The following is a 23,378-nucleotide window of genomic DNA, read 5'->3' as shown; positions in this document are numbered from 1 at the left end:
AGGCACCGATATGGCCGTCGAGATCACGACCGGGTACGTCTCTCTACTTCCGGAGACGTCCCAGCTCGCGCCCGGCATCCGCACCGCGCTGCGCCGCGCAGACTTCGGTGCCACCGGGGTCGGGCGAGCTATGGGCCGCGATATCGCTGATGGTCTGGCCTCGGCACGTTCAGACGTGCAACGCGCCTCGGCCGCGGTCGCCTCGGCGCGCGCGGCAGAGACCAACGCCGCTGCGGCATTGGCCCGCGCCGAGCAGGAATTACGGACGTTGCGTGCGCGTGGCACGACCTCAGCTGAGGAGCTCGAGCGCGCCGAGGACGCACTCACCGCGGCTCAACGTACTGCGACCACCGCCGCGCAGGACCGCCAGCGTGCGGTGCAAGACCTATCCGCCGCGCAAACGCGGCTGGCGCAGTCCACCGTCGACGCCACCGACGCCGGCAGTCGTTTCGGCGAAGGACTCGGCGGACTGAATGCCCGCATCGGCGAAGCAACCAAGAGCGCGGCCGGTTTCGCGGCAGCCGCGGCCGGTATCGGCACCGCTATGAGCCTCACGTCCGACATCATCGGCCGTGAGGCCACCGTCGACAAGCTCGCCGCGAGCCTGGGTGCCGGTCCGGCCGTGGCCGAAGAGTACGGGCGCACTGCTGGCGAGCTGTATGTCAAAGGATTCGGTGGATCCTTCGACGAAGTCACCGAGGCCATCGGCGTGGTGCAGAGCGGATTCGCGACCGCCGGATTCGAGGGCGAGGCCTCACTCGACCAGATCACCGCCCGCGCCCTGGACTTCGCCGACGTGTTCGGCGTCGACGTCGCCGAATCCATCCAGACCACATCGCAGCTGGTCACGAACGGGTTGGCCAAGAACAGCACCGAAGCTTTCGACCTGCTGGTCGCGGGTTTCCAGCGAGTTCCCGTCGCTATGCGGGACGAGATCCCCGAAATCATCAACGAGTACGGCACCCATTTCCGAAACCTGGGATTCTCCGGCGAAGAGTCGTTCGCGCTGCTGGTCGACGCCGCGCAGAAGGGTAAGTGGGCACTCGACAAGACCGGCGACGCGCTCAAGGAATTCACACTACTGGGGTCGGACATGTCCGAGTCGTCCCAGTCAGCGTACGAGGCGATCGGACTTGACGCACAAGCCATGTCGGACGCGGTGGCTACCGGTGGCGAGGGCGCGCGAGAAGCCTTGATGGCAGTAACCAATGGCCTGCTGAACGTGGAAGGCCCGGCCGAACGCGCCAACCTCGCGATTGCGCTTTTCGGCACCCCCGTGGAAGACCTGGCGATCGACCAGATTCCGCAATTCCTGGAAGCGCTCGCCAGCGGCACCGGGTCCATGGACGCATTCACTGGCTCGGCCGACCAGATGAGCACCACACTGCACGACAACACCGCAGCCAGTCTGGAAACACTCAAACGCCAGATCCATGAGGGACTACTCGACGCGCTCGGCCAAGCCGCGAGCTGGGTGGAGCGTAACCAGGGCGTAGCGATCGGCCTGGGTATCGCGCTCGGCACCCTCGCCACCGCTTACGGTGTGGTCCGTATCGCCGCGGTCGGATACGCCGCAGTCCAGGGCGTGATGGCCGCCGTCACCGGTGCCGGTACCGCCGCGCTGGCCAGCAACTCGGTCGCACTCGGCGCGTATGCGATCGCATCCGGTATCGCCCGCGCCGCGACCGCGACATGGACCGGTGTGCAGTGGCTGTTGAATGCGGCTCTGACCGCCAACCCTATCGGCATCGTGGTCGTGGCGGTGGCCGCGCTGGTAGCCGGATTCGTCATCGCCTACCAGAAGTCCGAGAAATTCCGGGCCATCGTGCAAGGCGCGTTCGAGGGCATCAAAACCATAGTACTTTTCCTGTGGAACAACGTCATGAAGCCGTATTTCGAGTGGTGGATCGGCGCTTTTGAAAAGCTCGGCGAAATCGCGGGCTGGTTGTGGGACAACGCCATCAAACCGGCATTTTCGGCAATATCCGATGCCGTGCAACAGCTCTGGGGCGATTTCCTGTCACCGATCCTGAACAACATCAAGGTCATCATCGGTCTGGTCGGCGATGCCGCAATGTGGCTGTGGGATCACGCGTTCAAACCGGCCATTGAGGGGATCGGCTCGCTCGTGTCCTGGCTGTGGGATCACGCCGCCAAACCCGTGTTCGACGCGCTCGAGACTGGCATCCAGACAGTGGGCGATATCGCGACATGGCTGTATGACACCGCGATAAAACCTGCGTTCGACGGGATCGGCACGGCTATCGATTTCGTGTGGAACACAGTGATAAAGCCGGTTTTCGATCTGATGAAATCAGGAATCGGTCTGGTCGGCGAGGCTTTCGGCACTGCCGCGAACGTGATCAAAACCGTATGGAATGGCGTGTTGAACGTGCTGCGCCCGGTCGCCCACGCCATCGGGAACGTCCTCGCCGGCATCCCGGAGAAAATCGGACCGTTCGAGATCCCCGGAGCAGGCACCGCGCACGCGCTGGGCGAGAAACTGAAAGCCTTCCGCACCGGCGGCAAGGTCACCGGTGTCGGCACCGGTACGAGCGACAGCATCATCGCGCGCGTCTCGAATGGCGAGTTCATCGAACCGGCCGACGCCGTGACCTCGAAAACACTCCCGCTGCTCGAGGCGATCCGCGGCGGGTGGGTACCGTCGCCGCAATTCCTCGCCGCGATGGTCGGTGATATCCCCGGCTATAGCGGTGGCGGCTCCGTCCGAGTGGCCGATAGCTCGGTTTCCGACGTCCAGCGCGGCATGTGGGAAGCGATCCGTGGCGCATTCCCCGAGGCTTCGCTTACCAGCGCTACCCGATATGCCGATGTCGGATCCGGCTACGACTTCCACATGCAGGGCAAGGCGATCGACATCACCGGCCCCGACATGCCCGCGATCGCCCAATGGATCGCCCAGCACTACCCCGGATCGCTTGAGCTGATCCACGGAAACGGTTTCGGCCACAATATCGACGAAGGCCGCGACGTCGGCGACGGTATGTCGTTCTTCGGCAAGAACACGATGGCGCAGCACAACGACCATGTGCACTGGGCGATGTCGAGCGTGCCGAGTCTGCCAACGACCGGCGAGGGCGGTGCACCGTTCACCAACGGCGGCGGAGCCTCTGGCGGGGGTAGTGGCGGCGGGACCACCGGTGGTGGCGCGACCGGCGGATCCACCTCGAGTGGTGGAACGGTCGCGGATCCGGGTGGAACGATCTATAAGGTTTGGGTTTCCAACTGGCCCAGCACCGCCGCTCTCGCCGACACCAACACGCCTGCGGCGACACCGACTGGCAACGACACCACGGGCACGGACAACCAGACCGGTATCGGCAATAGCGGCACGGGTACCGAGGACAACCCGCAGACCACGCACCCGCTCAAGGGTGCGCCGCTGACCGGCACTTTGTTCGATGGGGATGCGCCCTGGTATCTGGCCGACAGTCCGGAGAAGGCCGTGGCGAACCTGCAAACCCAGGCGGGCAACCTATGGGAATCGACCCAGAGTGATGTCCAGTCATTCTTTCAGAACAACTGGAAGGAAATGCTTTCCACCGGCGCGTCCCTGTTGGGCATGGGTGCGGTCGGGGGTGGTGGTGATACGAACATCTGGAACATCTCCGGTCCCGATCCCATGACCGCAGCCTCTGCAGTTGACCGCGTGCGGCGTCGAAAGAGCTTGGGGCAGCAGAGAAAAGGAGGGTTCGGGCGATGAATACCCTGTCGTTTCCCTCCGGAATCAAGATCGTGGCGTGGGACCTCAACGGGCGGGTCTGGCATTTGCATGGCCCGGCCGCCGGCCGCGAGGGTGCCCGCATCATCGCCCAGACCGGGCACATGTTCGCGCCCGTCTCACTGCTGGTCTCCGAAGGTGCCCGCCAGGACGGCGCCACGTTCCTGCGGTCGGTGCGGTCGAAAAAAGAGTGGGATTTCATCGTCCTGCTCACCGGCGCCACCGAACGGCAGTTCCTCGGCGTGCATGATGCATGGTTTCGTGGCTGGTCACCGGACGCGCCCGTGACCATCGGATACTACACCCGGCACCAGGGCTGGCGCACCCAGGGCTGGCAGATCGACACCGCCCCTACTCCGGTCGATTCCTATGACCCGACTCGTAATGCTGCGGTGCGCTACCAGATGTCGGCGACCGCCATGGATCCGCTCGTCCATCACCTCGGCGAGTCCGACGAGTGGGTCAATGCCGATGGAGTAGGAGAGGGCACAGTTCGCGCCCGCAACGCAGCTGATCAGCCCGCGTGGCCGCGCTACACCATGCCCGGCCCCGGCCGGTATGCGATCGAGGATCCGACAGGCACCGCGCTACGCGTGGTCGACACTCCGCTCCTCGGCATGGGTGAAGAGTTGCGCATCGACACCCACCCGCGCCACCGCACCGCACGCATCGTGTCCGGTCTGCACCCCGAAGGCCGCAACGCATGGCCGCAGCTGGGTGGCCGACGCTGGTTCGCGCAGCTGCCCCCGTGGTCCGCGGTCGACCTGGTCGTCCGCGCCAGTGACGGAGCCACTACCGCGGCGTCGGTGCGTGTCGACGTCGCTCCGCGTTCGGCGCGGGTGTTCTGATGGTGTGGGATTCGGCCGCTGCGGTGCGGCGATTGGACGCCCTCGAGCGGGAGGACCAGGCCTACCGCGCCGATCAAACCGTCCTAGTCCGGTTCTGGGACAAGAACATGGACGAGATCGGCGAGGAGCACACCTACAGTCACCTGCAGTTCAGTGTATTACGCAACGCCGCCGGCGGGCTGAAGATGACCATCCCGCGTAAGGACTTCGGCTACTACGACTTCGTGTTCAACAATCCTGATGGCGAAGACGCAACGATCCCGATCACGGTCAACACCAGGGCGTATCGGTGGGATGGGTACATGACGCGTGCGTCCATCGTGCGCGCCGACAATGGAACCGAGACCGTCGAAATCGAGGCCATCCACGCTTGGCAACACGTCGCCTCGATCTGCTGCTGGGCCAGCCCGTTCGCGCCGATCTGGGCGCAGTGGCCGCGCCATCACTACACCCTTGGTCCGACACGGTCCAACGTGATCACCTACCTGACCGCGAATCTCATCCGGCTGCAATCCCAGTACGGGACCCTGGATGTGTCCGGCGCCATGTGGCCCATCACTGTCGTTCCGCTGAACGTCCTGCATGACACGAGCAAATGGTCTGCGGGCGTGGCCCGGTTCGACATGGCCGACGCCATGGTCGTGCCCATGCTCGAGGACGCCGGATGTCTGCTCACCGCCCGATTTTTCATCCCTGGCGAGGACGAGCAACCGGCCCCGGAGTGGTACACCCTGGATCGGCCGACCGTCGTCCTCGAGACCGTGGACAAGTCCGGCGTCGTCGGCCCGACCGGCACCCTGCTCGACGGCATCCTGACCTGGCTCGAAGACTTCGCCGACGACGGCACCACCCCGGTCCGCTACCCCGTGCTCGACGCCCAATCCGAATATGAAGCCGTCTACAGCACTCCCGGACCACTCGGCACCATCCGCGGAATGCCGTGGGTCTGGTACTACGAAGGCGAGTACTCCGGGATCGGTGCCTCGGAAATCGCCTTGCACAAGCCCACCGCCATCGACGTCATCGTCGGCGGCAAGAGTCCAGGCTGGGTGAACGCCGCGATAGAGGTGGCGATCAAGAACCTGTTGGCGTGGCTCGGAATGTTGATCGCCGTACCAGGCCTGGATGCGCTCTATACCGGTCAGCTCGACGATGTGTTCCTCGCGTTCGCTGTTTATCGCGACGAAGGCCGCGCGCGCCGCGCCGGACCGTTCGCCTTCCGCGAGCTCTATGTCACCGGTAGCGACAAGGCGTTCACCCTCGACGGCGTCATGGCCGGCAAACAAGGTCTGCATCTGACGCGCGGTTACACCGCCAACCGGGTCAGTGTCGGCGACGGCTCACCGTATCTGCTCGGCCGCGATTTCGGGCTCGGTGACCAGATCGGCTTCCAGGTCGGTGGCCAGATTTTCACCGACTATGTCACCGAGATGACCCTCACCGACAACCGCACCACTGCGGCGCGGTGGGAACTCGTCATCGGCGACGGTGCCGACGAAGAGGACTCGACCGTCAAAGCCTGGAACCGCATCGGCGCGCTCGCGCAGGTCGTCAAGACGCTGGCCACCGACGTCGGCGCAGACCTCGACCTGATCATCTTCTGACCAACCCCCCTTGTAAGGAGGTGGACTACGCATGTCCGACGTATCATTTCCGGCGCATATCAGCGTGACATCGTCGACTGACCTGGACGGATTACCGATCCTGTCGGCGACCGTCACCCCTGCTCCCGAAGCTGCCGCGTTCGATCTGCCGACCGGGGAGCATGGACCGGCCGGACCGCGCGGCGGACCACGCCCGCCGTTTCAGAAAATAGGCACGCTGCCCGACGCCAGCGCGCGCCCAACCACCCTCGGCCCGGACGACCGCGGCAAATGGTGGCATCGCCTCGACACAGGAGGCATGGACGTCTGGACCGGTACCGACTGGAGCCATTCCCCCGGTGCCGTGGGAGCCCAAGGCCCGCCCGCGCCGCCGGCCACAGTCACCACTCGCACGGTCCACGCCGAAAACTTGACTACGCCCGCAGTCAAGGTCACCGCCAATGGTGCAGCGCTCGAGATCCAAGCGACCGCACCGGCTGGACTCCAGGGACCACCCGGACCTACCGGAAGCTCCGGAAACATCAGTTCAGCAACAGATTTCGACAACACACGCGGCCCCACGCACCGCAGCATGTTCGCCTACTCGCCGGCGTCCCGGAAATTCAAGGTCACACCACCACCGAACGGGTTCAGCCAATGGTCTTGGTATCAAGAGGATTTCGCTGCCAACACCAGCACGAACACCACCGCGCTCACCGTGGGTACCTTCACGCTCCCGGTGTTGCCGTTCACGTGGCGACCGATGGTCTGGATTGCCGGGTTTATCCGCGCGGTCACCGCGTCGGCGACGTTTCCGGTACTGGTGGCGCGGCTGAACTCGCCCAACGGCATCCAGCTCGCCCGCGGCGCCGGTATCCGCGCGAGTCAGGCGTGGCACCACGTCACCGGCATACCCACCATCGGCGACGACGCCCCCAAGTCCCTGAGCCCCGCCAGCACCTACGCGACCGTCCCGGCCGGCGAGCAAGCCTCACTGGTCGTACTGGTCGAAAAAGTCGGCTCAACCGACACCGACCTCGCCTGGGACCGCAGCAATGCCAGCGCGGTCGTATGGGCGCACCCCGTTCAAGGAGCGTGACCGCGTTGCCCACCATCGGCGACTACTTCCGCAACGTCAACATCCGCGGCATCGACGAAGGCATCGGCGAGCCCGGCGTCGTGCAATCGATGCACGCCACACCGGCCGACAGCTCACTCGAGCTCCCCACCGGACCGGCCGGACCAGCCGGACCACCCGGATCAGCCGCAGCACCGTTCCGATGGGAGGGCGACATCGCAGACCAGGCCGCGTTATCCGCGCTCGCGACCACGCTCGGCCCCGCCCACGTGGGCAAGGCATGGCGGGTCACGCCGACAGATAGCCTCGCCTACTGGAACGGAACATCGTTCGATACTTTCACCGACGCGTTCGGCGCCCACGGTCCAGGCGGTGATCCGAACACCCTCACGATCGGCACCGTGACCACTGGTCCCGCCGGTGCCAACCTCCAGGCGAGTGTGAGCGGCGCCCCGCCGAATCAAGTTCTAGACCTCACCGTCCCGCGCGGGATCAAAGGCCGCAAGGGCCCGAACGGTCCGCCCGGCCCGATCAGTGCGGCCCCCGATTTCGACGACACCATCGCCCGCAATGGCGGGATGGTGCTGCTCTGGGACGCGTCGACGAGCAAATGGACCCCGACCCCACATCCGAACTGGCGTGGCCCCTGGACCATCGTCGGGGACCAACGCTACGACGGCGGTGCGGGATTCGTCGCAGACAACACCAACATCACCTCGACGCCGTACCAGATTGCTGCCCTGCCGATTCCCGCACAAAATGTGGCGTGGCGCCCGTTTGTCACCGGCGGCGCGATGGCACGCACCACCATCGACAAGTCCGCCGAACGCGTCGTGCTACACGCCGTACTGGCCGGGTCCGACACACTCGTGGCCTACGGCGACGGACACGGCTGGGCCGTCTACCGCCACCTCACTCTCGTACCGCAGATCCGCACACAAGCCCTCACGCCCGCCAGCACGGTCGGAGTCGTGCCCGCCGGACAGGCCGCCACCATCCTGGTCCGCATCGACGCCACCACCAACGCACCACCGATCACCTACATCCGCGCCTACAGCCATCTCGCGGTGTGGGCCGTCCCTGTAACAGGAGCCCCCCTGTGAGCACCGTGTACGACGCCGACGTCACCGTCACCATGTCCACCGTCGACGATCCCGCAGGTCTGCCGCACACCGTGAACCCGGTCGATCTCGCCGGCACCGAACGCTGCGTGCTCGTCGAAATCCGGCAAGGGCCGGCCGGAGCACCCGGCCCGCAAGGCGATCCGTCGTGGCCCTGGACATGGATGGGCGACATCGCCACCTTCACCACTCTGCAAAACCTCGGCCTCGGCACCAACGACGCCCGCAAGGCATGGCGCGCCACCGAAGAAAACGCGCTCTACCTGTGGACCGGACTTGAATTCATCCGATTCACAGAAGCATTCCAACACCCCGGACACCAGGCCGCGCCTACCGTGCTGACCGGATCAGCAGTCGCCGCAGCGACCGACGCGACCGCATCCGCCACCCTCACCGGCACCGCACCCGAACAGGTCCTCCAGATCACCTACCCACGCGGTATCACCGGCGACCCCGGCGACCCCGGCACCCCCGGACCGATCCGTGACGCCAAGGACGTGGGCGACCTATCCGGCGCCCGACAGGACTGGGTACTCGCCTGGCACACCGACGCCGCCGAATGGCGTCCGATCCCGTTGCCGCGCATGGGCGGCCCGTGGGCAATCGCCGGCAGCCAATTCACCGGCGGCGGATCCAACCTCAACCAGTCACCGCGCACCCTCGCCACAATGAACATCCCTGCCCAGCCCTACGCCTATCGCCCCGTCGTGGTCGCCGGAAACATCGGCGTGCAAAACCACGTCCGCAGCTACGACCAAAGCCGCATCAACATCGAGATCCGGCTCGGATCCACAGACGGGACGCTCATCGGCTACGGCGTGTCGACCTCAGTGTCCAACAACGGAATGGTGCAGCTACATCCACGCTGGGACTACCCGATCAAGCCCGGCAGCACAGTGGGCACCGTGCCCGCCAACACCACCGCCGCTATCTACGTACTCGCCCGCCGCGTGACAGGCAGCGACAACTACAGCATCCAGACCGCCTCGGCACAGCTGCTGATCATGACCCAACCCCTCGACCCCCAACCGTGACATGAGTGAACCAACCCCCGAAATCGTCGAACAGGTCGTCACCGCAGCCGGTCGTGACGCCACCGTCCCCCAGCAATCCGGCAGCGCCGAAGATATTCCGCCGCGACTGCGCGCGTTCGTCGAACAGGCCTTCAACGGTCAACTCCCCGACCTATCCGAGATGCCCGAACTGGACATGCAAGTCATGGCGATGGCCCAAGAGCTACAGATCGTGCACCTGCCCGAATGGCGCAATCCCGCCGGCCGCAAACTCGCCGACGCCTCGGTCGCCCAGATCAAGCCCGCCGTCCGCATCGCCGAATACCTCTACCGGCGCGGCATGCGCTTACACCCCGAACACGAACAGATCCGATGGATCCCCACCCCCAACGGCCCACCACGCGCCTACGACCAAGGCCTCCACATCACCCGAGACGAACACGGCCAATGGCCCGACCCCGACCCCGAAGATTTCTGGGACATCGCCGAAATCGCTGTGCAGCAAAACGACTCGGGCGACTGGACCGCCATGCACCCGCGAGGCATCGAGGTCACCGCACCCAAGAAATCCGAAGCCTACGCCGGACTCGTCGACCGGCTCAGAACCAAAATCCAGGAGGCAACCTCATGAGCTGGACCGGTGATCCCGTCTGGCTGGCCGACGTGCTGCGCGCCGAAGGTTTATCGGTAATGGAGTTCCCCGGCTGGCGCAACCGCGGCCACGGCGACTTCCACGAAATCTGGGGCATCGTCGCCCACCACACCGGCAGCTCCCGCACCCCACCCCGCGAAATCGCCTACGGGCTGCCCACATTGAAAGGCCCACTATCGCAACTGCATCTGGCCCAGGATGGCACCGTCACCGTAGTTGCAGCCGGTGTCGCCTGGCACGCGGGAGTAGGCCGCTGGCCCGGGTTGCCGGAAGACAACGCCAATGCCCACACCATCGGTATCGAAGCCGCCAACAACGGCACCGAAGGATGGAACCGCGCCCAGTATGACGCCTACGTCGCCTGCTGCGCGGCGATCCTGCGGCGCCTCGGACACGGCGCCGAACGGGTGATCGGCCACAAGGAATGGGCCGGAGCCAAGCAGGGCAAATGGGATCCCGGTGGCATGGACATGGATCAGTTCCGCGCTGATATCGCGGACCGTTTGAAAGGTGTTGATTCGATGGTGCTTTCGGATTCCGAGCAGCGTGAGCTGTTGGACAAGGTGCGGCGGGTGCATTTGGAGTTGACCGGTGTGTTCCAGTCGCGGGTGACCGATTCGGAGTATTGCGACACCCTCACCGGGTACGTGTTGAACTCCGATGCCGCTGATTACCGCAACGAGCAGCGGTTGCGGGCGTTGGAGTTGAAGATCGACCAGCTGATGGCCATGGTCAGTAAGTCGACCGCGATCACCAGCGGCAGCGCCATCCTGAAGGCAGGACAGTGAAGCCGCGGCGGGTTCCTGAGCCCGCGCTTATCCGCTCTGTACTCGTCGCGATCACCGGTCTCGCCGCCTACCTCCTTGGTCGCGAGGTCTCCACCGAGTGGGTCGAGACCCTCACCACCCTCTACGCGCTCGCCGCTCCGATCGTGGCCGGTGTGCTCATCCGCCCCGCCGTCACCCCGGCATCACCCGGCCGGCACCGCCTTGAGGAGTAGCCGTGCACTGGCTCACCGCCGACATTGTGCAGGCCATCGGCATCGCCGTCGCTACCGTCATCGGCGCGGTCACCGCCCGGCAAGCCCGCGAGGTCAAACGGCTCCAGGAGCGTGTCGCGGTCCTCGAGCAGCAAATGATCGAGGAGCGCGGCCGGTTTCGTGCCGCGGTCGTTCTCATTCGAGCTCTGCAGCGGTATAGCGATCAGCTGCAGATTTTTCTGCGCCACCTCGGCGAAACCCCACCTGCCGCGCCCGAGGTCCCCGAACTGCTGAAAGAGGAGGTCTAACCATGGCCGATCTGCCCCCGTTGAAGTACGGCAAAGTCGTCGGGCGATTCCTCGCCAATATCGCCGATGGCGCCGACATCAACGCTGCCCCCGAGTTCCCGCCGCTCGCGGGCAGCGTGACGTTCACTGCTGGGGCACCGAAAATCCTCGTCGCCGGTGGCGAGCCAGCGCCAGCGACCTATGTGCAGCTCCCACAGCACTACATCTGTCAACTCGACGAGTTCGGTTACCTCACCTGGCGCGGTGGGCACGGTATCCGCCTGGTCGCACCAGGCCCGGAAACCAATCCGGCCGACTGGACCTGGCGCGTTACCTTCGCACTCACCTACGAAGGCCAGCCCGTACCGCTTGAATCATTCAGTTTCAGCGTCCCGGAATACATTCCGGGTCCGGACTCGAACCAGCCGGATGTCGGCTCGGCAGGACTGGTCGACCTGACGCTTGCCTCGCCGGTACCAGCCAGCTCCGGTAATGCGATCGTGCGCGGCGAGCGCGGCAACGGTATCCAGGTCAACCGACGCGTCGCCACCTACGCCGACCTGCCTGCCACTCCATCCGAGGGCGACGGCGCCCAATATGTCGTCGCCGCCGATGAACTGCTCTACGTCTGGCGTACCGGCACCGGCTGGATGGCAAATGGGCAGGGCGTGACCATCCGCGGGCCGCAAGGACCGACTGGACCGACTGGACCGACCGGACCAGCCAACGTCCTCACGATCGGCACCGTGACCACCGTCGCCCCCGGCACGCCAGCCGCAGCGACGATCACCGGAACCCCGCCAGCGCAGACACTCGACCTCACCATCCCGCGCGGCGACACCGGCACCCCGTCCGACGCCACCACGACAACCAAGGGCGCCGTGCAGCTCGCCGGCATCCTGGCTGGCACCGCCGCATCACCGGCATTCAACTCCGCGGCATTCGGTGCCTCGGACACCACGGCATGCCGCGGCGACGACGCCCGCCTCTCCAATACCCGCGCACCCACACCCGGAACCTCGCCCTACGACATGTCGGTCACGGCATTCGGCAAGGACAGCGTCCGTGCAGCAGGCACCGGAGATTTCCCGATGGGTATCAAAGTGCAGCGGGCGGCGAGTTTCACCAGCGTGACCTACCGCGTCAACACCGCCGACGCGTCCGGAAATTTGGTAGTCGAACTGCGCCGCAACGGCAGCCCACTGGCCACCAGCGCAGCCACCATCGCCGCCGCCTCGCAGATCGCCGGCGGAACCGTCACCGGCAGCTGGAATTTCAGCGCTGGCGACATTCTCACCGTGGCCATCACCGCAGTGGGCACCACACCGGGCAGAGGATTAGTCGCCGACATCTACGGGACAGCATAAGGAGATGGACGTGGGCATCATCATCGGTGGCGTCGTCGGCGCCTTCAAACCGTCCGGGATGACCAAATCTGGAAGCCACACCCTGACAACAGTTTTCGCACCGGTACAGGGCTGGTCCGCTGACGCAGCCTTTCCCGGTAGCTCCGTGTCGGGCAACGAGGCCCTGGTCGCCCAATCTGCACGAGCCAGCACTTCACTGTCGTCCACCATCGAGTTTACGAGTCAGTTCAGCATCACTGTCACAGCGAATCTCACCGTGAACGGCACGGTGGTGGCCACCAATTCCGGATCCGGGACCAGCGGCTCGGTCATCCTCACCTGGACCGGCGCGATCACCGCTGGCGATTTAGCCCGCGTTGAGGCCAAAACGACATTCGGAAGCCCGAGCGTAGCCAGCGGCAGCGTTCGCATCCAATAGATCGATCCCAGTCACACGAAATCCCCCGGCCTCGAACCGGGGGATTTCGTTGTTTCCGAGGTTAGATGCAGCTACCAGTACCGGCATCACGCGCGCCCTGCATCGTGGCATCGCGCTGCGCCAGCGACAGACCGGACCATTCCGGAGTCGTGGGGAACCACGCCAACGCATCGGCAACAGCCTTCGCGGTCGCGTCCTCGCCCGAGATTCCGAGAGCCCTCCACGTTTCAAGCAGGTCCTGACATGTCTTACCGCGCAAATCGTCCTCGGACGTCGTGACCTCGGTTGCGCTCGTGGTCGCCGACACCTCGGCAGTGATCGACACCGGAGCAGCCTTGGGCGCGTCCGAAATAGTCGTATCGGATCCGCACCCAGACAGCACAACGGCGACACCGGCAATAGCAAGAACAGCGATTGCTTTCATGGACTCCCCTCTAGTCGCGGTCACGATACCCGCCGACAGGCAGTGTCGCAGTGAAACAAGAAAGCGCCCCCGCTCATCACAGCGGGGGCGCTTTCACGGTCGATAATCAGATTCCCAGTTTCGCCAACATCCAGTCTTCGGCTGCTTTGAGGTCACTACCAGGAATGGCGCGGGTGGCGTAGAGCGGCCTGCTGATCCACCGCCGTGATCCCGGCCCGGTCATCGGTCGCACAACCCACCGCCCAAACTCACGGCGCACGCCCTGATATCCGCCGCCCGCGTCCTGCGGGTGCAACCGATTCAGGCGAGGCCGCGGCAGCGCCCGGAGGATGCCGGCCATCTGGTCGCGCAGGCTGAACGGGCCGACATACTCGGCGTAGCGTCGTCCACTCGGTACAGTCATGTCATCCCTTTCCGCATTCGGCGGCTGTGACGACCCGCGATTGCGACACGGTCTCGACAGGGCCGTATGGCCTGCCCTGGATCGTACCCCGCACCGAGGAGAAGATTCTCCAGTATCCAGGCTGGCATGGTGCGCTAGCCGTGTGTGTCTGGCGTGCCCACGGGACGAGACTGGTTCGTACGTGCTGGCCGATGTTGTCCCATTCACCAGCCGCGTTCCGCCGTTGCAAGCTCATATAGTAGTGATGCGTGAGACCGGGGTCACCTCTGCCGGGGAGATCGCATTCGGACCAGCCGTAGCCCTTGATCTCGGGCGGCAAAACTGTCGGCTTGTCCCAGGGGCTGAACCCGTTGTCGCAAATGGCCCACCTCGCCGAGATCACCGGTCCACTCGGGTCGGCAGTCGCAGTACCACCGCTCATCAGAGTGCTGAAGGCCAGCAATGCAATCGGCAATGCAAATTTGCGCATGATTTTTCCTTGAGAATAAGAGTGTTTGGCGATTTGACTGATCAGAGAACGGTTTTCACCTCCCCTTCCGTCACAGCGCGCGACAACGGCCGCCGTGACCACGTCTGTTCAGGGGCTACCGTGTTGACATCGGCCACGGCGATGAGCTGGTCAGGTACAGCGCCCCCGAAGTGGTCGAGGCTGGGTACGAAAACCGCTTCGGCGTCGGCGGCCTGGACCACGGCGATGAGGCGCTGCACGGGATCGTCGGTGCGGGCACTGAAAGCAACCGTTTTCCGCAGGTTGTAGCCGAGTCGTTTCGCGAGACTCCGCATGCGGATCTCGTCCCACTGCTGACGCTTACCGGACACATCACGGCGGATATAGCCGATCGCTGCGGGGATCATGATGCGGCACCGATGGCACGCGGCACGTCGAGCAGTGCGCGTCCGCGACGAGAGGCGGCGAGCTGCCCACCCTGCTGCGTGAGAGTCCATGCGTCCCGGCGAAGGCCAACGCGGCCGACGATCATCCCACTGTGCGCAAGGGCGCGGATCGCTCTGCGGACTCTGGCGGCGGAAATTTCTGCGGTGCGGGCAATCTGGCCTGTAGTCAGATGTCCGCCTGGCGCGAGGGCCGCCATGACTTTGGCTTCTGAGATGGTCACGGGAACTCCCCTAGTTTCTTCTCGGCTGCGTTCAGCCGCGATCCGGGTCTGGATTTCGGCGACGGTTGTCCCGTGCCTATGTCTGTGAGTGGTGCCGGGAGATGCGGCCGTGCCCGCGATCAGCATCAGCGCGGTAAGGGCTAAGGAGAGAACGATTTCCATTCGGGTGCCTCCAGCTGCGTGGATGTGGAGTGCACCCGGCGCCGGGGATGAGGGTCACCCGGCGTCGGGGCTGGTCTCGACGTTAAGAACCGAGCACCAGCACCACCAGATTATTGCTCGAAATTTCTTTCTTTGCTACTCATGATGGTCTGCGAACTGCGACAATCAGTAGAGTACCTATCCATCATGCGCACGATTGAGGTTCCGATATGCACGTTCGGTTACTCGGCGGCGGGTCTGGCGACGGCGGCTCACCACGTCTGTGGACTACCGACCGCGGCACATTCGCTGTTCAAGGATGGAAGACCGGTCACACCGGCCAAGTCGAGATCCCTCACCGGTTGCTGATGTTCGCCGAGGAGGGAACCTGCCTGACCAGGCTCCGGGACACCGGGCACGGGACTTTTCTTGTAACAGGCAAACTGGTCACCGATGCGGAAGCGTTGCAGATCATGAAGATTCCCGGACACGAGGCCGCCGTCGAGGTGCCGATCGGACGAGAGGTGATGCCGGATGCGGCTGTACCAGCGTGACGAGCTGGCGAAACTGTTCGCGGGCGCGAAGCATCGCGCATTCCATTTGGAGACCCGCGACGAGTACCTGTCCTCGTCCGAGCACTCGGCGATGACGAAGTTCCTTGCCGACGAGACCACCGACCCCGGCGGCCCATGGTTCGCCCCATGGGCGGCGCTGGTGTCGGCGACTGCCGCGCGAGGCGTCGCGGTCGAGCGAGCACGGATAGTCACCACGCCGCATGGTGCCTATACGCGATACTTGTTGGCTCTCACTCCGCATAACATCGCTGCAGGTGAGGAAGTTCGATGGTTGCCGCGCAACCGGGCAACCTCGGCTGACGCCGCGGCCGATGACTATTGGCTGATCGACGACGACCTCGTCGCGTACTCGATATTCGACGAGAACGAATGGTGGTCTGGCGTCGCCGCGACTACCGACCCTGTCATAGTCGCCTACGCCTGCGAAGTACGTGATCGGGTGTGGGCGGCAGCAACGCCACACGAGCAGTATCAGAAGTGACCGGAGTCGAACAGGCCAAGCAGGCGCTCGGCGCGCGGCTGCGCGAACTGCGCAAGGAAGCGCGCCTCAGCGGCGCCCGCTTGGCCGACCTCGCTGGGTGGCAACCCAGCAAGGTCTCCAAGATCGAGCATGGCCGCCAAATCCCCACCGAGCAGGATCTCGCCGATTGGTGCCAGCTAACCAAGTCCGAGCTTGCCCTCCCCGACCTCGTCGCCACTGTGCGCAATGTCAATGCCGCGTACCTCGAATGGAAGCGTGTAGTCGCCGGCGGTCATGCGCGGCGACAGCGGCAGAGCATCGAACTCGAGGGGGTCACCCGCCTTGTGCGCGGGTTCGACCCGCTTATCCCAACTGGGTTGCTGCAGACCCGCGCCTATGCCGAGGCGATTCTGCGCCGCTGTATCGATTTCGTCGGCGGCGCCGACGACCTCGCTGAGGCGGTCGAGGCACGCATGCAGCGGCAGCGCGTGTTGCGTGAGGGTGTGCACCAGTTCCATTTCCTGATCGGCGAGCCCGCGTTGTACACGGGTGTCGGCGACGATGCGGTTCGCATCGAACAGCTTAAGCATCTGCTTGAGCTGATGGACCTGACGCGCCTGGTTCTCGGCGTGGTGCCCAAGACTGCCGAGTTCCTGTATACCGTCACTAACTTTGTTATGTACGACCGGCGTCGGGTGCATGTCGAAACTGCTACCGCGCAGCTGACCATCACGCAGCCGGGCGAGCTGGCGTACTACGACAGGGCGTTCGCCGGGCTCACCGACCGCGCTGTCTATGCAGACGCCGCACGAGCGCTGATCACAACCGCGATCTCAGGCTGACGCTTGACACCCCTCGATTCCGAGTCGCCCCGCTGTCCTGTTGGGGCGACTTGAGCGTGAATCGGGGTGTGGACGCGGTCCACAAATGCCCGTGGACGGCGTCCACAAAGCAGGGCTATTCTGATTCGGTCCAATCCCGTCGAAACCCGACGAGTCCCGAGAAACCGCAGGATACGGGCGCATTGCATAGTGTCGTTGCTGGTAGTGGCAGTCCATCCAAGGGGTTCGATTCCCCTAGGCTCCACAAATGAAATAGCTGGTCGAGATATATTTCGTGACCTCGGCCCGCTCGTGTCCACACGGGGTAGCGGTCCACCGTGATCTGAGGGGATTTCGGCGCCCGACCCACTGAGGTGGTTTTTTCATGCCCACAGTTCCCCGTCCACGGCTGCGCACCGATGGCACAATCGGCTACCAGGTCCGCTATCGCGTCACCCGCGCTGGTCGCCGTTTTCAAACCTCACAGGTGTTCGACGACGCCACCGCCGCAAACCGCTGGGCGAAGCTGCTCGACCGTGTCGGCGCAGAGCGCGCCGAAGCGGTCCTGTTGGCTCAGGTCGGTGCCAAGGCACCAGCGACGATCACAATCAGCGAATGGCTGCGGCGATACGCCGAGCGGCTGACCGGCATCGATCTGAGCCGCTCGTGCCGTCCAACCCCTGTACCAACACCCGACTCCCTCGCATCCACGGTCGCCGACGCGACTACTTCACACCTGCCGAGTACGAGCTGTTCGAGGCCGTCCTGTGGCCGAAATACCGGCCGATGCTCGAATTCATGGTGATGAGCATATGCCGCCCCGGCGAGGTGTTCGCGCTCACCGTAGGAGACATCGACCGCAGGACGGGAGCCGTCTCCATCACGAAAGCGTGGAAGTACGCTAACGGCAAGCGGCGTCTCGGTCCGCCGAAATCCGAGCGCGGCGTACGCACCACATATGTACCGCTCGAGACCATCGCCCGGCTCGACACCGGCACCGGAACGGCGTTCGCCGTGACCGGTTTCTACCGGCAGATTTGGCAGCCCGCGTGGCGTCGGCTGGAAGCGCTCGCCGACCTTGACGCCCCCGGCCGCAACCTGTTCGGCCGTATGGCACGCTGGCCCGGCGAGACACCTGCGCAGCTGCTCGCCCGATTCGGCTATGGCGTCGTCGACGGGCTGCTCTCGAAGTGGGTCACGCTGTACATCACCCGGCACACCGGGATCTCATGGCGCCTGCAAGATGGCGTGCCGATATGGGTCGTCTCACGTGACGCCGGGCACGAGTCAGTGCAGACCACAGACAAGCGATACGGGCATATCGACAATCGGGCCAGCCTCGCCGCAGCTGAGCGCGCTGCCGGGCGCCTGCCTGCCCTGTGTCACGGTGTCGTGGACCTCGAGACGGTGCACCGTCGATGCCTCGTGCAAGCCGGGCACCTCGGCGAGATCGACCAAACCGGCAACGGTTCCGAGGCCATATGGATGGATGCCGCGGGCACCGTGCATTCGCGCGTATTTGACGACTACGAGACTGCCGTCGAGCACGTCGCACTGCACGAGGCCGGCGAAGCGCGCGCCGCCGCTTGACCCCCGCCCGTGGGGCGGGGGTAACCGCCCTACGGGTCGGTCGCTTCCATTCCATTCCATTTCATTACCTGCTTGTACAGGAAACGAAATCAAAATGTCCGCTGGTACATGCCCCTTTCCTATCGGACTGGATGCTATTTGCGGCGCCCCGGTGCCCGCACGTCCTGGACCTGGCCGCCCCCGCATCTATTGCGCCGACCCCAAGCACAATGCGGTCGCCCGGCTACGGGCCGACCGCCGACACGCCGCTAGCCGTACCGCGGCCGAGCAACCTCCAGCCCCGCTCGCCGATCAGGTATCGGCGCTCGCCGCCGCTGTCGATCGGATCGACCGACTCAAGGCCGAGCTGGCCGCTGAGCTAGCGGATGCCGAGCAGCTCGCTGCGGATATAGCTGAGACGCGTGTCCGGCAGGCCGAGGCTGGTCGTGATCGAATTTGCGCCAGGCCGAGCCGATCGCGCGGCGGTGTCGACAGTTCATCCCAGCGACGAAGTGGAGGGTCTGACGTGACAACGGCAGCGAGGAACGGTAGAACAGCAACGGAAGCCCCTGGGGTACAGCGAGTTTTAGTCGACAGCCGTACTGCCAGGGGCTTCCTCCTGCCCGGCGCAGATACGCCATACCCAGTCCCATTGTCTACCAAAAACATCCAGTCACGATGAAAACGGCTCACTCTACTTCACAACCTGCGATTCAGGGTCTGTCCGACAAGTCGCATGTTGTCGACCCTGTCGAAGTCCTCATGCGCGCAGTCGACCTGAACGACTTCGATGCGGCCTGCGATATATCCACGCCAAGCGTGCGCCAGCCTAGTTCCGTCCTCCGGAATTCTATTTCCTGAAGAATCGAGAGTGGCTTCGAAGAGCACAGCGTTACCGGAGAAAACCGGCGACGAGTAACCCTTGGCTATCTTGATGTTGTTCAGCGCTATTTCTATTGCCCGGTCAAAACCGTCTCTGATGGCCGGTATGTCCAGCTGGTCGCCGTATCGGTCAGCAGCCCAGGCGCTCAACTGCTCTGTGACTTCGCTGTCGAGCGTATCGGACAACAAGTTGCCCGGGACCGAGGGGCTGCTGTCGATAAGTCCGAGGAATGCCACTGATCGTCCTCTGGCCAGTAGTTCGCATGCTGTGGCGTGCGCTACGGTCCCACCGTAGGACCATCCGAGCAGGTGGATCGGACCATGTGCTTGGACGTCGACGATCCGGTCGGCGTAGTCCGACACCATCTCTTCGAACGAGGTCGCGGTCTGTGCACCGTCCAGTCCTCGGGATTGGATGGCATAGACCGGTCGGTCCGCTATCTCCAGTGTCAGTGCGTGGTAGAACCACCCCATGCCTCCACCCGGGTGGATGCACCACAGTGGCGGCATCGCTCCGGATTCCCGCAACGGCACTAGTGGCCCGAACATCGTCTCGATGCCCACGTCGTCGAGCCGCGTGGCCAGGGCTGCGACGGTGGGGGCGTCGAACACCACCCGGATGGGGACCTCCACCCCCAACACCGTCCGGATCCGGCTCACCAACCGCGTCGCCAACAGCGAATGCCCACCCAGCTCGAAGAACCCGTCATCGATACCCACCCGGCCCACCCCGAGGACCTCCCCGAACAGCTCCGCCAACACCTGTTCGCGTGCCGTGCGCGGCGCCCGATACCCCACCCCGGACACGATTTCCGGGTCCGGCAACGCCGCACGGTCGAGTTTCCCGTTCGGGGTCAACGGCATCGCCTCGACCGATACCACCGCGGCCGGGACCATGAACTCCGGCAGCCGGTCGGCCGCGAAGCGGCGCACGTCCGCAGTCAGCAGGCCCGCCTGCGGATTGTTGGTATCGCGGGCGAGGTCCTTCCGCACCGCCGGTGCCGCGAACACATCGGTGAACTGTTTACCCCGCGCGAGCGCGGAGTCCACGAACACCGCGTCCATACACCCCACGTGCGTCGACCACGTCACCGCAGTGGTGAACCCCAGCCCCTCCCCGAGGGCATACAGATCCTCCGGGAGCAGTCCGGCACCGCCTCGATCGACACCATGGGCCACGATCTGTTCGAACCCGATTCGGCTGGGGGTGACCGGCTGCCCCGCACGCAGCCGCTCGACCGCGCGGACATCGTCGACGAGTCCGAGATGCGGGATGTGGGTGAGCCGCAGCCAACCACCCCGCGCCGCAGCCAACATACTGTTCACCGACGACAGGCCGTCGTGGTCGGCGAACCGGGTCCGCGGCACCTCCGCCAGCGACAACACCTCGGTCGGACGCTTGCGGATGACCACGTCGTAGCGGTAACGAGTCAACTCATTGACCGAGTGGCCTGTTTTGAGTTCGACAGCGACCGCGCCGATCTCATCGATCTCATCGGCCAACGCCCGGAAATACTCCGGCGCCACCAGCAACTCCTGCTCGGTAGCGATCTCCCGCCGGACCCGCTCCCGCACCGCCCGCGGATCGGTGTCCCCACCACGCGCGAGCTGCACCGCAGTCGTGAACTCCTCCAGCAGCGACAGATTCCGCACATCCCCCACGAACAACCCCCCACCGGGCGCCAACACCCGCAACACCTGTTCGATCACCCGCCGCAGATAAGCGCGGCCGGGGAAATACTGGACCACCGAATTCACCACCACGGTATCGAAATAGCCCTCGGGCAGCCCCGCGAGATCATCGGCCGCCGCAGTGCGCAGGAAAACCCGCTCGGTCCACTCCGCCCGCAGCGCGGCCAATCGCCGATCGAGCGTTTCCACCGTCACCGCCGACAGATCCGTCGCCCAATACTCCCGACACTCCGGCGCCAACCGCGACAACAACAACCCAGACCCGACACCGATCTCGAGGACCCGCCCCACCCCCAGGCGACGGATCCGCGCCACCGTGTGCGCCCGCCACTCCCGCATCTGCTCCACCGGGATCGACGCACCAGAGTAACTACTGTCCCACCCCCCGAAATCCTCACCGAACCCCACCCCGGCCCCAACACGATCCGCATCCCCCGCCCCGGCGGACAGATCGTCGTACACCCGACACCACTGCTCGACCAACTCCCCCTCCCCCACCACACCCGACCGGTCGAAAACCACATACCCCACCAACTGTGTACCCGCCCCCACCCCGGCCACCTCACGAGCCGCCACCACCGCCTGCGAAACCGCCGGATGTGATGCCAACACCGCCGCCACCTCCCCCGGCTCGACCCGAAACCCCCGGATCTTCACCTGCTCATCGACCCGACCCACGAACTCGAGTTCTCCGGCCATAGTCCACCGCACCACATCCCCGGTCCGATACACCCGCCCCCCACCAGCAACATCGAACGGATCAGCCACGAACCGCGTCGCCGTCAACCCCACCCGCCCGTGATACCCGCGCCCCAGCTGCGCACCGGCCACATACAACTCCCCCGCCACCCCCACCGGCACCGGCCGCAACCACGAATCCAACACAAACACCCGCATATTCCCCACCGGGGTGCCGATCGGACTACGAACATAACCATCACGAATGCTCGACAACACCGATTTCGTTACATGCACAGTCGTTTCGGTAATCCCGTACATATTGACCAACTCAGGTCCACCATCATGCTGCGCAGACAACCAAGCACCCAAACGCGCCGGATCCAACGACTCGCCACCGAAGATCACCAACCGCAACGCACCGGTACCGGCCACACTCGGCGCCAAAGCCTCCGACAACGCATAAAACGCCGACGGTGTCTGGTTGAGAACCGTGACCCGCTCACGAACCACCAATTCCCACAAATCGACCGGTGACCGAACCGTCTCCCGAGCCACCACCACAACCCGGCCGCCATGCACGAGCGCACCCCACAACTCCCACACCGAGAAATCGAACGCAGGCGAATGACACCACGCCCAGACATCCTCAGGGCAGAAACCACACCACCCCGCCGTACTACCGAACAAAGACACCACATCGCGATGGGTGACCGCGACACCCTTGGGGCGACCGGTAGAACCAGAGGTGTAGATCAGATACGCCAGATTCCCCGGCCGCAGCCAACCGTGGCGATCGTCGTCGGTCGGAGCGGCCGCGCTGGGGGCATCGGCGAGGGTTTCCGAATCGTCGACGCACAGCGTGTCCACTGTGGTCGCGGGCAGCGATGCGGCCGTGGCCCGGTCGGTCACCACGACCACCGGAGCCGCGTCGGCGAACATGAACGCCAACCGGTCGCGCGGGTAGGTCGGATCCACCGGCAGATACGCGCCCCCGGCCTTCCACACCGCCAGCAATGCCACGATCAGCTCCGCCGACCGTGGTAGCGCCACCGCCACCACCTTCTCGGGTCCCACCCCCCGCACGATCAACAGATGCGCCAGACGGTTGGCGCGGCTGTCGAGCTCCTGGTAGGTCAGCTCCGTCCCGGCGCATACTACCGCCACCGCCTGCGGAAACCGCCGCACCTGCGCCTCGATCAGCCCGACCAGGGTAGTAGTGGTATCGACCGCCACCGTGGTGTCGTTATATACCCGCAGCAGCCGCTCGCGTTCGGCGGCGGTGAGCACGTCCACCGCACCCACCGCCGCCTGCGGGGTAGCCGCCACCTGCCGTAATACCCGCACATACCGTGCCGCGACCTGTTCAACCGTCGCCCGATCGAACAGGTCGGTCGCGAATTCCACGAAACCGGCGAATCCAGTGCCGCCGGGGGCATCGTCAATATTGAGCAGGAGGTCGAAGCGGGCAGTGCCCGAGCGAGGTTCCATGGCAGCGACCTGGATGTCGGGCAGCTCGAGGGTAGGGGA

The 23,378-nt window shown here is 64.8% G+C and carries 21 protein-coding genes; 16 read left to right on the top strand and 5 right to left on the bottom strand.

Annotated features, from left to right (window positions below; translation table 11 throughout):
- Positions 1-10 precede the first annotated feature (10 nt).
- The 12 genes from ACX4ZE_RS12935 to ACX4ZE_RS12880 are packed head-to-tail and all read left to right on the top strand — an operon-like array spanning position 11 to position 13,088.
- Positions 11-3,724 (top strand): phage tail tape measure protein, encoded by a 3,714-nt coding sequence (locus ACX4ZE_RS12935; RefSeq protein ID WP_480273641.1) that lies wholly within the window; start codon positions 11-13, stop codon positions 3,722-3,724.
- Positions 3,721-4,590, top strand: a complete 870-nt coding sequence (locus tag ACX4ZE_RS12930) for a phage tail protein (protein ID WP_480273640.1) — start codon at positions 3,721-3,723, stop codon at positions 4,588-4,590. The genes ACX4ZE_RS12935 and ACX4ZE_RS12930 overlap by 4 nt, the downstream gene beginning before the upstream one ends.
- Positions 4,590-6,194, top strand: coding sequence for a Gp37-like protein (locus ACX4ZE_RS12925; protein WP_480273639.1), 1,605 nt, complete (start codon positions 4,590-4,592; stop codon positions 6,192-6,194). Before ACX4ZE_RS12930 ends, ACX4ZE_RS12925 begins: the two co-directional genes overlap by 1 nt.
- Before the next feature lie 31 nt (positions 6,195-6,225).
- Positions 6,226-7,272 (top strand): hypothetical protein, encoded by a 1,047-nt coding sequence (locus ACX4ZE_RS12920; RefSeq protein WP_480273638.1) that lies wholly within the window; start codon positions 6,226-6,228, stop codon positions 7,270-7,272.
- Positions 7,269-8,354 carry a hypothetical protein gene (locus ACX4ZE_RS12915; RefSeq protein ID WP_480273637.1) on the top strand — a complete coding sequence of 362 codons (1,086 nt, stop codon included), beginning with the start codon at positions 7,269-7,271 and terminating at the stop codon, positions 8,352-8,354. Before ACX4ZE_RS12920 ends, ACX4ZE_RS12915 begins: the two co-directional genes overlap by 4 nt.
- Positions 8,351-9,406: a hypothetical protein gene (locus tag ACX4ZE_RS12910; protein ID WP_480273636.1), complete on the top strand. Its 1,056-nt coding sequence runs from the start codon at positions 8,351-8,353 to the stop codon at positions 9,404-9,406. Before ACX4ZE_RS12915 ends, ACX4ZE_RS12910 begins: the two co-directional genes overlap by 4 nt.
- Position 9,407: 1 nt before the next feature.
- Positions 9,408-10,016, top strand: a complete 609-nt coding sequence (locus ACX4ZE_RS12905; RefSeq protein WP_480273635.1) for a hypothetical protein — start codon at positions 9,408-9,410, stop codon at positions 10,014-10,016.
- Entirely contained in the window at positions 10,013-10,825 is an 813-nt protein-coding gene (locus ACX4ZE_RS12900; protein WP_480273634.1) for an N-acetylmuramoyl-L-alanine amidase, read from the top strand. Before ACX4ZE_RS12905 ends, ACX4ZE_RS12900 begins: the two co-directional genes overlap by 4 nt.
- Positions 10,822-11,037 (top strand): hypothetical protein, encoded by a 216-nt coding sequence (locus tag ACX4ZE_RS12895; protein WP_480273633.1) that lies wholly within the window; start codon positions 10,822-10,824, stop codon positions 11,035-11,037. The genes ACX4ZE_RS12900 and ACX4ZE_RS12895 overlap by 4 nt, the downstream gene beginning before the upstream one ends.
- Before the next feature lie 2 nt (positions 11,038-11,039).
- Positions 11,040-11,324 (top strand): hypothetical protein, encoded by a 285-nt coding sequence (locus tag ACX4ZE_RS12890; protein ID WP_480273632.1) that lies wholly within the window; start codon positions 11,040-11,042, stop codon positions 11,322-11,324.
- A 2-nt stretch (positions 11,325-11,326) separates the two neighbouring features.
- A complete protein-coding gene (locus ACX4ZE_RS12885) occupies positions 11,327-12,670 on the top strand; it encodes a hypothetical protein (RefSeq protein WP_480273631.1) in 1,344 nt (447 codons plus the stop codon).
- Positions 12,671-12,680: 10 nt separating this feature from the next.
- Positions 12,681-13,088 carry a hypothetical protein gene (locus ACX4ZE_RS12880; RefSeq protein ID WP_480273630.1) on the top strand — a complete coding sequence of 136 codons (408 nt, stop codon included), beginning with the start codon at positions 12,681-12,683 and terminating at the stop codon, positions 13,086-13,088.
- Between the two features lie 61 nt (positions 13,089-13,149).
- On the opposite strand, the gene ACX4ZE_RS12875 is transcribed toward ACX4ZE_RS12880, so the two are convergent.
- The 4 genes from ACX4ZE_RS12875 to ACX4ZE_RS12860 all read right to left on the bottom strand — a co-directional run bounded on the left by ACX4ZE_RS12875 (position 13,150) and on the right by ACX4ZE_RS12860 (position 15,192).
- Complete coding sequence (locus ACX4ZE_RS12875; RefSeq protein WP_480273629.1) at positions 13,150-13,512, bottom strand: hypothetical protein; 363 nt, start codon at positions 13,510-13,512, stop codon at positions 13,150-13,152.
- Positions 13,513-13,618: 106 nt separating this feature from the next.
- Positions 13,619-13,915 carry a hypothetical protein gene (locus ACX4ZE_RS12870; protein ID WP_480273628.1) on the bottom strand — a complete coding sequence of 99 codons (297 nt, stop codon included), beginning with the start codon at positions 13,913-13,915 and terminating at the stop codon, positions 13,619-13,621.
- 510 nt (positions 13,916-14,425) lie between these two features.
- Positions 14,426-14,770, bottom strand: a complete 345-nt coding sequence (locus tag ACX4ZE_RS12865; protein WP_480273627.1) for a recombinase family protein — start codon at positions 14,768-14,770, stop codon at positions 14,426-14,428.
- Positions 14,767-15,192 (bottom strand): hypothetical protein, encoded by a 426-nt coding sequence (locus tag ACX4ZE_RS12860; protein WP_480273626.1) that lies wholly within the window; start codon positions 15,190-15,192, stop codon positions 14,767-14,769. The genes ACX4ZE_RS12865 and ACX4ZE_RS12860 overlap by 4 nt, the downstream gene beginning before the upstream one ends.
- Before the next feature lie 209 nt (positions 15,193-15,401).
- Here ACX4ZE_RS12860 and ACX4ZE_RS12855 point away from each other — a divergent pair, with 209 nt between their 5' ends.
- From ACX4ZE_RS12855 to ACX4ZE_RS12840, 4 genes are all read left to right on the top strand, one after another.
- Positions 15,402-15,725, top strand: a complete 324-nt coding sequence (locus ACX4ZE_RS12855; RefSeq protein ID WP_480273625.1) for a hypothetical protein — start codon at positions 15,402-15,404, stop codon at positions 15,723-15,725.
- A complete protein-coding gene (locus tag ACX4ZE_RS12850) occupies positions 15,706-16,227 on the top strand; it encodes a DUF6879 family protein (protein ID WP_480273624.1) in 522 nt (173 codons plus the stop codon). The genes ACX4ZE_RS12855 and ACX4ZE_RS12850 overlap by 20 nt, the downstream gene beginning before the upstream one ends.
- A complete protein-coding gene (locus tag ACX4ZE_RS12845; RefSeq protein WP_480273623.1) occupies positions 16,224-17,048 on the top strand; it encodes a helix-turn-helix domain-containing protein in 825 nt (274 codons plus the stop codon). Before ACX4ZE_RS12850 ends, ACX4ZE_RS12845 begins: the two co-directional genes overlap by 4 nt.
- Before the next feature lie 645 nt (positions 17,049-17,693).
- A complete protein-coding gene (locus ACX4ZE_RS12840; protein WP_480273622.1) occupies positions 17,694-18,617 on the top strand; it encodes a site-specific integrase in 924 nt (307 codons plus the stop codon).
- 678 nt (positions 18,618-19,295) lie between these two features.
- Here ACX4ZE_RS12840 and ACX4ZE_RS12835 read toward each other — a convergent pair.
- Positions 19,296-23,339 (bottom strand): non-ribosomal peptide synthetase, encoded by a 4,044-nt coding sequence (locus tag ACX4ZE_RS12835; RefSeq protein ID WP_480273621.1) that lies wholly within the window; start codon positions 23,337-23,339, stop codon positions 19,296-19,298.
- Between the last annotated feature and the right edge of the window lie 39 nt (positions 23,340-23,378).

Source organism: Nocardia sp. TBRC8007, from assembly GCF_056629435.1.
This window is presented reverse-complemented; position numbering and strand designations above follow the sequence as displayed.